The 12,717-nt window shown below is 46.0% G+C and carries 13 protein-coding genes; 11 read left to right on the top strand and 2 right to left on the bottom strand.

Annotated elements, in window-relative coordinates:
• Positions 1–89 precede the first annotated feature (89 nt).
• The 11 genes from JKM87_RS06930 (at position 90) to csrA (ending at position 10,176) form a co-directional block, all read left to right on the top strand.
• Complete coding sequence (locus JKM87_RS06930) at positions 90–1,814, top strand: sensor domain-containing diguanylate cyclase (RefSeq protein ID WP_202079376.1); 1,725 nt, start codon at positions 90–92, stop codon at positions 1,812–1,814.
• Positions 1,811–2,419, top strand: a complete 609-nt coding sequence (locus JKM87_RS06925) for a hypothetical protein (protein WP_202079374.1) — start codon at positions 1,811–1,813, stop codon at positions 2,417–2,419. The genes JKM87_RS06930 and JKM87_RS06925 overlap by 4 nt, the downstream gene beginning before the upstream one ends.
• Positions 2,404–4,437, top strand: a complete 2,034-nt coding sequence (locus JKM87_RS06920; protein ID WP_202079372.1) for a helicase-related protein — start codon at positions 2,404–2,406, stop codon at positions 4,435–4,437. Before JKM87_RS06925 ends, JKM87_RS06920 begins: the two co-directional genes overlap by 16 nt.
• A gap of 21 nt (positions 4,438–4,458) precedes the next feature.
• Positions 4,459–5,331: a ComF family protein gene (locus JKM87_RS06915; protein WP_202079370.1), complete on the top strand. Its 873-nt coding sequence runs from the start codon at positions 4,459–4,461 to the stop codon at positions 5,329–5,331.
• A 44-nt stretch (positions 5,332–5,375) separates the two neighbouring features.
• Positions 5,376–5,804: a TIGR03826 family flagellar region protein gene (locus JKM87_RS06910; RefSeq protein WP_202079368.1), complete on the top strand. Its 429-nt coding sequence runs from the start codon at positions 5,376–5,378 to the stop codon at positions 5,802–5,804.
• A 3-nt stretch (positions 5,805–5,807) separates the two neighbouring features.
• On the top strand, positions 5,808–6,077 hold the full coding sequence (flgM, locus tag JKM87_RS06905) for a flagellar biosynthesis anti-sigma factor FlgM (protein ID WP_202079366.1): 270 nt from the start codon (positions 5,808–5,810) through the stop codon (positions 6,075–6,077).
• A 37-nt stretch (positions 6,078–6,114) separates the two neighbouring features.
• On the top strand, positions 6,115–6,648 hold the full coding sequence (locus tag JKM87_RS06900; RefSeq protein ID WP_202079364.1) for a flagellar export chaperone FlgN: 534 nt from the start codon (positions 6,115–6,117) through the stop codon (positions 6,646–6,648).
• Positions 6,649–6,669: 21 nt separating this feature from the next.
• Positions 6,670–8,241 carry a flagellar hook-associated protein FlgK gene (flgK, locus tag JKM87_RS18180; RefSeq protein WP_202079362.1) on the top strand — a complete coding sequence of 524 codons (1,572 nt, stop codon included), beginning with the start codon at positions 6,670–6,672 and terminating at the stop codon, positions 8,239–8,241.
• A 138-nt stretch (positions 8,242–8,379) separates the two neighbouring features.
• Positions 8,380–9,291 (top strand): flagellar hook-associated protein FlgL, encoded by a 912-nt coding sequence (flgL, locus tag JKM87_RS06890; RefSeq protein ID WP_336885143.1) that lies wholly within the window; start codon positions 8,380–8,382, stop codon positions 9,289–9,291.
• A gap of 117 nt (positions 9,292–9,408) precedes the next feature.
• Entirely contained in the window at positions 9,409–9,900 is a 492-nt protein-coding gene (gene fliW / locus JKM87_RS06885; RefSeq protein ID WP_202079358.1) for a flagellar assembly protein FliW, read from the top strand.
• A gap of 3 nt (positions 9,901–9,903) precedes the next feature.
• A complete protein-coding gene (gene csrA, locus JKM87_RS06880; RefSeq protein ID WP_202079356.1) occupies positions 9,904–10,176 on the top strand; it encodes a carbon storage regulator CsrA in 273 nt (90 codons plus the stop codon).
• A 240-nt stretch (positions 10,177–10,416) separates the two neighbouring features.
• Here the strand turns inward: csrA and pdxA are convergent, their stop codons facing one another.
• Positions 10,417–11,415, bottom strand: coding sequence for a 4-hydroxythreonine-4-phosphate dehydrogenase PdxA (gene pdxA / locus JKM87_RS06875; protein WP_202079354.1), 999 nt, complete (start codon positions 11,413–11,415; stop codon positions 10,417–10,419).
• On the bottom strand, positions 11,415–12,707 hold the full coding sequence (locus tag JKM87_RS06870) for a four-carbon acid sugar kinase family protein (protein ID WP_202079352.1): 1,293 nt from the start codon (positions 12,705–12,707) through the stop codon (positions 11,415–11,417). The genes pdxA and JKM87_RS06870 overlap by 1 nt, the downstream gene beginning before the upstream one ends.
• Positions 12,708–12,717 lie beyond the last annotated feature (10 nt).

The following is a 12,717-nucleotide window of genomic DNA, read 5'->3' as shown; positions in this document are numbered from 1 at the left end:
AAGATAAAGCATAGGCGTTTTGTACTAGTCATGGACTCGAACTTGGATGAAGAGAGAGGGTAGGAGCTGTAATGATGATTGTTTCCCCTATGAGGCTATATCCGTTTTTAGGGTTAACGATGTTAACCATCATTTTCACAGCGTTGTTTTTTCCATTTCCGTATATGAATACCCCGATCGATAGCATAGCCTTGCTGTTGTTTTTTATCGTGAGTGTTTTACTTAACGCCTACCCCATTCGCTTGAAAGAGACCTATGTGTCTTTAGTCCCTCTAGTCCATTTGTTTATATTCCTCCAATACGGTTTTCTCATTGAACTCATGGTGTCTCAAATTAGTTTATTTTTGTTTATTCTCTTTTCTCAGTACCAATGGAAAATCAAACATTTCTTTTTCCATTGTTTAATTTTTTGGATGTCACTCATGAGTGCGCTTTCTTATTATGTCGTTGAGGCCATGTTTCCCTACACATTGATAGGGGATATTCCTCTTATTCCCATTGTGGCCTATATTGCCACTAGCTTTTTCACAAATCACGTCATACTGAATTGGACGTTGTGGATACGGCGGTTGCCTCTTTCAACTTTCACTTGGGAGGAATTGCGCTGGAACGTGGTGACCCATTGCCTTGCTATTCCTATCAGTGCGTTATTAATCGTCGTTTACGAATACGGATTTGGATTGTTTGGGGCATTAGTCATCACCATCCCGATTTTGATCATTGCTTACATTTTTAAGCTCGTTAATGATGTCGAAGAAGCCAATCAACAGCTTAAGACGATCCACGAACTGACCTCCTCCTTCACCTCTGAATTAAACCTAGAAAAAAATTTAGATGCACTAGTACAAGCCATCCAAGACATTCAAACCTACGATATGTGTTACATATACCGTTTAAATGAAAAACGCCAACAGTTAGACCCTATTCGTATCGATGTACGTGATACTTTTCATCGACGATATGCCACGTCTGAGACACTGTCCTCCGATGCAGGGATCGCCTCTCAAGTCATACAGAAAACTAAACCGATAATCATTAATCGAGAAACAGAACTGTATTTGGCTAAGGGCAGGCCGAACATAAACGTACCTATTAAAAGTTTAATGGCCGTGCCTTTGAAGACGAAGGAAGAGGTTGTCGGAGTCATCTTTCTCGCCAAGTTAAAGGAAAACGGGTTCTCCAAAAAGGATGTCACGCTACTGGAAATTATGGCGCATCACGCTGCGACATCAATTCATAATGCTTATATTTATCAACAGACTGAACGCCGAGCCCTGAAGGACGAACTAACAGGACTATTTAACTATAGAGGCTTCGAGCAGAGGCTGGAAAAGGCGATTGAACACGCTCAACAGTTTGAATATCCACTTGCATTGCTTATTCTAGACATCGATTATTTTAAAGAGGTGAACGATCAATTCGGACACTTGACTGGAAATAAAGTCATTACGCATATAGCCACTCTTATACAATCACACGTGCGTCAGGAGGAAGACGTGGTGGCGCGCTACGGAGGAGAGGAATTTACGATACTCTTACCTCATACCTCACAAGACACAGCGTATGGTATAGCTGATCGTCTACGGGTGGCCATCCAATCTGCACCGGTGAGTGTGACAGATGATTTGCATTCAGGTAAGGAAGTTCTGATTCGTAATACGGTAAGTATCGGAGTGGCCGTCTATCCACTTCATGCGGATGATGCCCTCAGTCTAGTAAGACACGCTGATCGGGCGATGTACGTAGGAGCCAAACAAAGGGGACGTAACCGTGTGGCTGTATATGAACAGAATGAGGGAGGAACAAGCGCATGAGTGTGACGAATTTACAGACAGAATGGATCGTTCAACTATGTATGCTGACCCTCCTACTCGTCATTATCACGTCCATGAAGATTGACGCAGCTTACCGTGATCGTGTCAATCAGGTCATGTTAGCGGTACTGGTCATTTTCTCGTTTATCGCCTTGATGTTAGTTCCTAGACATATGCTCTTATACGCTTTATTGCTCGTGGTTGTTTTACTCGGATTACTGACTTACTTTTTACATCAAGTTGGAGAACAACATGTTTTGATCGATCACCCCGTCGCGTATTTAGCCTTCTACTTTCCGGTCATCATCTTGGTCATGATCTCGGGTCAGGCTACAAGTCCACTGTTCCCGGAAGCCTTCGTCTTACCTGTCATCTATATCACCATACACGTAGGGCGTCGTATCAGTTACGGTGTTGTGATGATCAGTACAGTGACCGTTCTGCTCTTACTGTTACATAGAGATGTCGGTGATGTGGTGATGAGAGCGGTCGTGACGGTCGCAGTCATGATTATGCTTCCACAGCTTTACTATATTGTCTACCAACGGAACAAAGCGAAAGCGAAAGAACAATGGCGTGGAGGAGAAGGATGGGAGCAACAATGATATGGAAACCGGCTTTTATCTCCTATCGGGTGCATGAATGGACGTTCTTTAGCCCCGCTGAAGTGTTTGAGAGGGTCGACGTTCCTTTTTGGCACACGATATCTGATCATTTAGCACAGGATATTGAGCTTTGCGAGATTGAAGAATGGCCTCATATCACGGCTTGTATGTCCCGACACACACAGTGTCCAGCGGAAGTGAGACAAGCATTGCATCGTGATATAGGCATGACAAGTGTACGTCACATCCTTGCGCAGGAGCACAGGAGCCCTACACCGGAGGCGTGGTTTCGGTGGGCTGATACGCTACAAGGCCGTCGTCTATTATTAACAGAAGTTGTGGCAGCCTATCGTCAATTATGTCCTCAGTATCCACTGCCTGAAAGGATGTCTGCTGTTTTGCAGGCACTATACCTATGTGGCCTTTTTGATTGGTTAAGTCCCATTGGCATCCATGCGTGTAAGCGGTGTGGTTATGCACAGGGACGAGAGCATCGGTCGAAGGTGTTTAAAGTGATCGACGTTCTGCGTGGAAAGGAAGAGCAGGTCGTCCAGATGCCCTGTGCTTCTTGTGGACAGGGAGATTGTCGGTACTGTCCTCGATGCGCTAAGTTGGGATTAGCCAAATCGTGCCAGCCTTATTTGCATTGGTATGGTTGGAACCTGACACAAGAAGCCTCTACTCATCACGAGCCTCTTCAACAGCAACCAATGTCTCTAAGAACCGGAACGAATGCGTACACGTCATCGCATGATGTGACGAACATGCCTTCCGTTTTACAGTGGGAAGGGCAACTAAGCGCTGCACAACAGCAAGCCTCAGATCAGTTGCAATCGTTTGTGCAACAGAAGTTTGGGCTCCGACTCCATAAGGCTCAGGTGTATCAAGAACAGGGTGTGCAAACCCAAACCAAAGCCCAATTTCATGCCAATGCACATGATCTAGACCAGGTTCAAACCTACGAAGAAGATGGCCCTCACACATGTCAAGAGGTGCCCAATATGCCAGCCCGTCACAGTGGTCCTCACGAGTTCCTGATCTGGGCCATTTGCGGCGCCGGAAAAACAGAGATCCTTTTCCACAGCTTAGATGATGTCTTAAAGTGTGGCAAAAAGGTACTAATTACGTCTCCACGACGGGATGTGGTCACGGAGCTAGCCCCGAGGTTAAAAGACGCTTTTCCCCGACAAACGGTGAGAGTACTACACGGAGAAAGTGAAGAGAAGTATGAAGCGGGTGACTTGTTTCTGGCCACCACCCATCAGACCTTACGTTTCCATGGCTATTTCGATCTGATCGTCATTGATGAGGAGGACGCTTTTCCCTATCATTTTGATAATATGCTTCAGTATGCTGTACAGCGTGCCTTGAGGCCTAGTGGTGTGATGGTCTATCTGACGGCCACACCCAATAGACACATGCAAAAACGTGTGCGACGTCAGGAGCTACCCTATGTCACCATCACCAGACGTTTTCACGGACATCCCTTAGCAGTGCCTCAACTCAAACCTGTAGGGTCATGGCGAAAAACGATCAGCTCTACTGTCATCCTCACAGAGTTACTCGCGTACGTTCAGCATCTTATTCAAGAGGAACGTTACGGTTACTTGTTTGTACCCAGGGTGGATGATTTACAGCCTGTCATGTCTTATATAGAAGACATGATCCTTCCCTATATCACCAGACAGGGGCCACCCCTCGGCCATGGATTTGCAATGGATACGGTACACTCAGAAGATGAGCGTCGCACGGAGGTCGTCCAACGCTTTCGGCGTCATGATATCCGACTGTTAATCACCACGACCATTTTAGAGAGAGGGGTCACCATCCCTTACTGTGATGTGGCCGTCCTCGGAAGTGATGACCCCGTCTTTAACGAGGCTGCGCTGATCCAAATGGCCGGGCGAGCAGGGAGAAAACCAGACGACCCGATCGGCAACGTGTGGTTTTTCCCTGAAGTTCGCACGCAGGACCAAGTGTCTGCTATCAACAGGATCAAAGGATGGAATAAAACATAAAAGCATACTCTGGAGGTACCCATGCAAACCACATGCATCACGTGTCAGGAAACCCGAACCATTCCCTTTTCCTGGCAACACCTTGTCACGTTTAAAATTTTTCAGCCTCAGCCTTTATTAGATAAAGAGGACTGGCTCTGTGCTACCTGTCTCAAAGACTTACCTTGGTTAGAGGACAACCTCCAATGTGATCGTTGCGACCGATCACTAGCGGGACTCTCTTCCTCTTTTACCTATGCTCATCAGGACTGGCAGATATGTTATGATTGTGAGCGTTGGCTGGCTTCGGAGGAACAACTGAGGCAAGAACCTGACTTATGTCTTAATCCTGTAACGGAGGATAGTGGGGAAGAAGCAGGCAGGATTCTCATGTGGAACAGGAGTGTCTGGCAATATAACGAGGTGGTACAAGACTTGATCGCCCAATACAAATTCAAAGGGAATCAAAGCCTAAAGTACTTTTTCGCTTCGCTGCTGTGGGAACAATGGCGTAACCTCATCGAATCTACTGACCCCAGCATACAGAGACTGAGCCAGGAAACGGATCTTGTGACATGCATCCCACTGGCGCCTGATCGCCTTATTGAGCGAGGCTATAACCAAGCAGAACAGATAGGGGAGCTATTCGCCGCACGAAGTCACCTTCCCTTTGTACCGGACGCCTTAATCAGGCAGGGGGATTTAGACAAGCAGAGTCAAAAGGATAGACAAGCACGATTAAAAGAATTATGGGATAAATTTATTAACAATCCGGTGCGGAATGCCGATATACATAATAAGCGGGTATGCCTGATTGATGATATATACACAACAGGTGCAACGATATACGCCGCAGCCTATGCACTCAGAAGTGCAGGTGCCAAAAGCGTCATCAGCCTGACGATGGCACGCTAATGGAATAAAAAAAACTTATCACCCCACTTTCGGAGGAGATTGCTATGGGAGTCAATGAACTAGCCAACTGTCCCCAATGTAATAAGCTTTTCGTTAAAGGGGTACAGGATTTATGTCGAAATTGCATAAAAATAGAAGATCAAGAGTATCGTCTTGTAGCTGAATATTTAAGAAGTCGTAAAAACCGTAAAGCAACCATATATGAATGCAGTGAAGATACAGGCGTGACCATTAACAAAATCTCTAAATTTATACGCCAAAAGAGGATTACACTCGAGAATCTCCCCAATATGGGTTATCCCTGTGAGTCTTGTGGAGCGTTAACGAGAGCGGGTACGTTATGCCAAAATTGTCATCAACAGTTAAATCAGGACATTGAAAAAATAAATCGCACAGAACACAAACAAAGTGATACGTCACGAACAGATATTAAACAAACAGGATATAGAAGAGTCAAAGGAAGCGAGGTGTAGGCTATGAAAATCAATAAAGCTATACCGACAGTGATGAATGTCTACAAGCAAAACCAACAGCTCACCCAGAAAAAAGAAGGGCACCAGCGGCAGGACGAGGTTCGAATTTCAGACCAAGCGAAAGCAATGCTTGAGGAGAAGCAACAGACGGACGGCACCAGACAAGAGAAAATTGATCAGCTCAAAGCGCAAATCAAGATGGGCGAATATGAAGTCAATAGCCGTAAGGTTGCAGACAAACTCTATGACTTTTGGTATGGAAACGAATCGTGATGGGTTGAAAATGATCAGTAATAGGGGGAGATAGACCGTGCTACATCATGTGCAACAAGTCCTACAACAACTACTAGAGGCCCATCAAGATTTATTAAAACTGGCGAATCAAAAGCGGTTAAAGCTGGTCGAAGCAGATGTAGAGCAGCTCCAACATATCCAAAAAGAGGAGTCGGATGTGATCAAACGGATCAGTGCCATAGAAGCGCAACGGGTACAGGCAGTGGATCAGTTGCTACGGACTAACGGTATCAGCCGACGCGCAGAAGAGACCACGTTGACTATGCTCGTAGAACTGTTATCATGTGCAAAAAGCAGGCGGAGCATTGAAGGAAGCGAGGCGCTTTTCTCTGTGGGTGATCAGTTACAACGGGTGATACAAGAGGTTCAAAGCGTGAATGCCTTGAACCAACAACTGATCGAGGATGCGCTATCGTATGCTCAAACAACATTGGATTATATGACAGAACCACAGTCCCCCACTTATCATAAGCCGACGTCGAATCAGAGTGGAAGTCAAGTGCAGGTGGCTTCCTCCCCGACACAGAGTTTCTTTGATACGAAGGCGTAATGAATAAAAGGAGTGAGAAGCGTGAGGTCAACATTTCATAACCTAGAGGTGGCCAAAAGAGGGCTATACGCTCAGCAAACAGCCATGTCCACCACAGGGCACAATATCTCCAATGCCAATACAGAAGGGTACTCTAGGCAGCGCGTTAATTTTAAGGCTGCCACACCTATTGAAACCCCGAGCATGACCCGATCTACGGCACCGGGTCAATTAGGGACGGGTGTTGATTTTCAATCGATTACAAGAATAAGAGAAGCATTTTTAGATGTTCAGTATCGTAATGAGTCCCAAGCGCATGGAACATGGCAAGTACAGAAGGATACCCTAGAGAAGATCGAGGGCATCTACAATGAACCTAGTGAAGAAGGCCTACGTAGTGTCATCGATGAGTTCTGGAATGGATGGCAGGAGCTGAGCCGTGAAGCGGATAACCTCACAGCACGCTCGGTTGTAAAGGAACGCGCCTTGGCCATGACCGACGCTTTTAAACATACCGACTCGAAGTTACAAGACTTAAGAGATGACCTAGACCATTCCTTAGATGTGAAAACACAAGAAGCGAATACATACATTGATCAAGTCGCTCACTTGAACCAAGAAATACGACGGGTTGAAGGGCTCGGTCATAACGCCAATGACCTCCGGGACCAACGTGACCTTGCTGTGGACAAACTCTCTGAACTAGTGCAGATCAACGTACAAGAAGAGCAAAGCGGGATGTACAGTATCACATTGCCCGATGGAACGGATGTCGTCAACGGCATGGAGGGGCAACATATTGGCGATGGCATAAGTGTTGACCAAATCACCGGTGGAGAAATTTACGGCATTGTCGTCTCTCGGGATGAACTAGTGAACGAATATCAGACACATCTTAATACAATGTTTCAAGGGCTTCTGTACGGAGAAGTGGAGGTCCACATTCCTGAAGGGAGTGTATTGGCTCAAGATATAGAGTATGGTCCCGAAGATAATAGACAAACATGGCCGGCAGGGGAACCGATACCTGAAGGCGGTATGGATACCACCGTTGAAGGGATTAACGGCTTACATCAATTAGGGTGGACTTTACGGGAAGATGATGATGGAAATGCCATACCGGGAGAGGCCTTCTTTTTACCTGCTGATGAAGAGGATTTTAATATTCAAGATGTCGAATTAAACCCGTATATTGCCAAAGACGTTGGATTGATTGCGGCTTCGCTCCGTGTAGAAGAGGAAGACGGGATGAATAAAGTCATCAGAGGGAACGGAGATCTAGCCCTCGCTATGGGTCAGCTGAGGGATGGGGTATTTCAGTTTCAACCTGAAGAAGGCGCCGCAGGAGAAGGAACCTTTGATGAGTACTTCCGCTCAGTGATTGGTGGACTCGGTGTCAAGACACAGGAAGCCACCAGGCAAACGGATAATCAGGAGATGCTGCTCAACGCGGCAGATAACCGTCGTCAATCTGTGAGTGGTGTATCTTTGGATGAGGAAATGTCCAATATGATTAAATTCCAGCATGCATACAACGCGGCAGCTCGTATGGTCACCGCAACGGACGAATTGTTAGACACCGTTGTTAATAGAATGGGACTTGTCGGACGATAGTTTGTGAATAGGCGACGACATCACTTTTGAATGTGGGCGCCCACAGTACGTCCTACTGAACGGCTCACTGAACAAGTAAACGATAGGCGATGTAACGAAAAATGGATGAAAGATAAATGATAGATAAATGATAGAAGAATGAAAGTAGGGGAAACGATGAGAGTCACACAGAACATGTTGAATCAGAATATGTTAACCAGTCTCAATCGTAATTTAGGAAAAATGGAAACCTTACAGCGTCAAATGACGACCGGTAAGAAGATCAATAAGCCTTCCGATGACCCTGTAGGACTTAGCTCTGCCATGCGCTATCGCAGTGAGCTAGAGGCGAATGAACAGTATCAACGCAACTTGGATGACGCTCAGTCTTGGGTTGAATTTAATGACACGACGGTAGGACAAGCGGTTGATGTGCTTCACCGAGCGCGGGAACTAGCGGTGCAGGGGGCCAATGATTCCAACCCTCAAGAGGCCAAGAATGCTGTAGCGTCCGAGGTTGAAGAGCTGTTCGATCAACTCATGGACATTGCGAATAGTCAATTTAACGGAAAATACGTTTTTAATGGCCAAAAAACGGATCAGCCACCGTATCCTACTGACGATGCGTATCAGGACACCACTTTCGATGATGGCAAAATTAACTTTGAAGTGTCTCGTTCGTTAGTCTTAAATGTCAATGTGCATGCGGGTCAAGTGTTTGGAGAAGCGGAAGATGAGGATAATGCTTTTGCAACACTAAACGCCCTATCTACAGCTTTACGTGACGGGGACAAGGATGGTGTGGACCAGGCCTTAGGGCATCTAGACAGTCGCTTAGACCAGGTTTTAGAAAGCTGGTCTGATATAGGGGCCAGAAGCAACCGTTTAGAACTGATTGATAATCGTTTGAAAGACAGTGACACAAACATGCAAACCTTGCTGTCTAAAACAGAAGATGCGGACATGGCCGCCGTTATTACGAACTTGAGAACAGCCGAAAACGTGTATCAGGCTAGTCTAGCCACAGGAGCAAGGATCATTAGTCCGACGCTGATGGACTTTTTAAGATAATGGGATCAAAAATAATGAAGAGTAGCATCTGAAAGAATAAAGAATAGCATCTGATACCATAAGCCGCCAGAATAAAAATAACGTTAACGTGTCAAAGGAGATGAACGGAGGGAGCTCATGCAACTTCAGACTACGAGATTCGGAGAGCTACAGATAGAAGAAGACCGTATCCTTCACTTCAATAAAGGTCTCCTTGGCTTTGAAGACAAGCACGGTTTTGTACTCATACCGGCCCAGGAAGGTGAAACGTCCTTCTACTATTTACAATCTGTAGAGGAAGAAAGTTTATCTTTTATCCTTTTAGATACACTGACCTTCTTCAAAGATTATGACTTCACGTTAAAAGACCAGGTGTTAAAGGAATTAAATATACAAAAGCCTGAGGACATCCAAGTGTTTACACTCGTGACGGTCACCGACAGCTTGAAACATGCCACAACAAACCTGAAAGCCCCAGTCATCATTCATACCCACAACAGACAGGGTAAACAGATCGTGTTAGAGGAAGATTACCTCATTAAGCAACCTCTTTTCCAAAACGCTAGCACATCAAGCCCAGGCCAAACGACCCAAACGACAAGCCCAAGAGATGCGACGACGGGGGGTTAAGTCATGTTAGTGCTGTCCAGAAAAAAAGGAGAATCTATTATCATAGACGAGGAGATTGAGATTAAGGTCGTAGCCGTAGAAGGAGATACGATCAAGCTAGGGGTTGAGGCTCCGAAGCATATCTCAATCCACCGTAAGGAAGTGTATCTTTCTATACAAGAGGAGAATAGAGCAGCAGCTTCCCAATCGAGTATTGAGTTAAGTGAACTCATAGAACTCAACAACCACACGGTACCTGAGAAGAAGAATGCCCACCACGCTGCAGATGATGACTAATCAAAATATACTTAATCAAATATAACCATAATTAAAAAGAAATAACCCATGCGGCCTAGGTTACAAACTAGACCACATGGGTTATTCTTATTCGCCCGAAGCCCTGCTCATGAGCGGCTAAAGATTGGCTATGATTTACGACAGTTTGTTGCGAGTGCTTTATGAGCGGCATGAGAGGCCCATGAGCGGCAAGTGAGTGATGCATGTTTCATGAATCCTGGAGCCTTGGAGCCTTGGAGGCTACGATCCTTTTTGAGGTGCCAACTCTACCGCTTGGCGTAAGGCTTCTAGTAGACTACGTTCATCGGCGAGGCCTTTACCAGCAATATCAAAAGCAGTACCATGGTCCACGCTTGTGCGAATGATAGGGAGGCCAACGGTGATGTTGACACCGGCTTCTAGACCGAGTACTTTGATCGGCCCATGTCCCTGATCATGATACATCGCAACGACAATATCAAAGTCTCCTCGCTGCGCACGGAAGAATAAGGTATCGGCCGGTAGAGGTCCTTCCACATGGATGCCTTCCTCCTGAGCTCGTCCGACGGCAGGGATAATCTTCTCCTCTTCTTCACCATAGCCGAACAAACCGTTCTCCCCCGCATGAGGATTGATCCCACACACGCCAATTTTGGGTTGCTCAATGCCGGATTGAGACAGCGTCTGATGAGCGAGACGGATCACATTGTAGACGCGTTCCGGTTTAATCATGTTAATCGCATCGATCAAACCGACGTGTGTTGTCACATGAATGACCTTTAGCTTAGGGGACGAAAGCATCATTGAAAAGTCTTTCGTTCCGGTCAAGTCAGCTAAGATTTCAGTGTGCCCTGGATAGATGTGCCCGCCTTTATGAAGCGCTTCTTTATTTAGTGGCGCTGTACAAATGGCATCGATTTTGCCTGCGTTTGCTAATTCAATCGCCGTTCGTAAATACTCAAAGGCAGCATGCCCTGATGCAGATGATACCTGTCCAAAAGGCAGATCTTGTGGTAATAGATTTAAGTCATAACAAGCAATTTCACCAAAACGAGTACTGAGATCATCGTCAGAGTCGATCTCTCTGATTGTGATATCAATGTTCAAGATCTCACTCGCACGCTTCAGCATTTTGGCATCACCTATCACGATCGGATGAGCTTGCTCATATAAGGTTTGACTTTGTAGACTTTTAACGATAATTTCAGGTCCGACACCAGCTGCGTCTCCCATCGTAATGCCGATAATTGGTTTTTTCATCACACACGCACTCCCTTCAATTCTTGCATGGCCTTATAAATAGAATCTTCTTTTCCAAAAGCGCCCGCCTTTGTGACGATGGTGAGCTCTCTCGGCGTACCGATAAGGGTACCAAGCGGGATACCCGCTTCAATTTGTTTGATTAAGCGAAAACCAATCCCCCCAAGGAAACGAGAAGATTCTTTTGCAGTATCCCCGCCTGTAAGAATAAGCGCAGTCAACGCTTCATGCGCTTTGACCACTTCGGCTACGACCTCCCCGATTGCGCTAGATATACCCTCACCAATCTCATATCCATTTAAACCCAGACGCTGTCCGATGCTTTTGACCTCTTCTCTGACCTTATCATGCGAGGGCACATAGAGCACGAGATCGTCTCCTTGCTCTAAACCTTGCAGGCAGGAGGAAATAATATCATGACGCACGCGTGGCCAATCAGGGCCAAATATCTGTACCGTATCAATTTCAACATTCGTGATTCCTTCCTGTTTCATGGCAAAGGCGACCTGGCTTTGTGTCACCTCTGAAAGACTACCACATACCGTCAACACTTGTCCTGACTGTGAAAAATCACGTGGTGTGTCTGTCGTCTCTAGCTGCAGTTCTTCAGGAAGCACTTCAGCTAGCCCTGCTGAACCAGCCCAAATGATACGCTCAGAAAAGTTGAGTATGGCTCGGGTCGCGAGTTGCAAATGGGCTTGGCTTTCAGCATCCGACACAATATACGTGACACCACTTTTGACAAAGTCAGCCAACTTCTCATTTAATCGTGGCCTACTTTCTAGATCCGTTGTCGTGATTAAACCGACGCGTTGTCCTGTTTCACGTTCGATTATATTAGGAATGGATGATTCTTTTACGGGATGCTTGGGGTCTCGACTGATTTCAGTATTTGAGATTTGCACCCCATGCACATAGTGTACCCCATTCGTCGTCGTTCGGCCCATAGAGGGGAAGGCAGGTGCGATAAAGACAAAGTCAGGATTAAAGACACCTGCTAACGCTTGTAATTCTGAGCCGATATGTCCCCTCAGGGTCGAATCCATTTTTTTATAGATATGCTTATAACCTGCTTGTTTTAAGAATAGGCCTGCTTTTTTTGTTTCTCTCATCGCCGCCTCTCTAGACAATGCTCTAGAATTGGTGTCAATCACAACCCCAGCATCTAGGTTTTGAAGACGGTTTGGGATATCGAAAAGGACCGACGTGTGAATCCCTTTCTCTGCTAATTGTACGCCACTATCGTTAGCCCCTGTTAAGTCATCCGCTATCATACCGATAAGTTGTGTCATGTTGATCCCC

Source organism: Caldalkalibacillus salinus (assembly GCF_016745835.1).
Taxonomy (GTDB): Bacteria; Bacillota; Bacilli; order Caldalkalibacillales; family JCM-10596; genus Caldalkalibacillus_A; species Caldalkalibacillus_A salinus.
The sequence above is the reverse complement of the archived record's forward strand: the minus strand, read 5'-3'. Positions and strand labels throughout refer to the sequence as shown.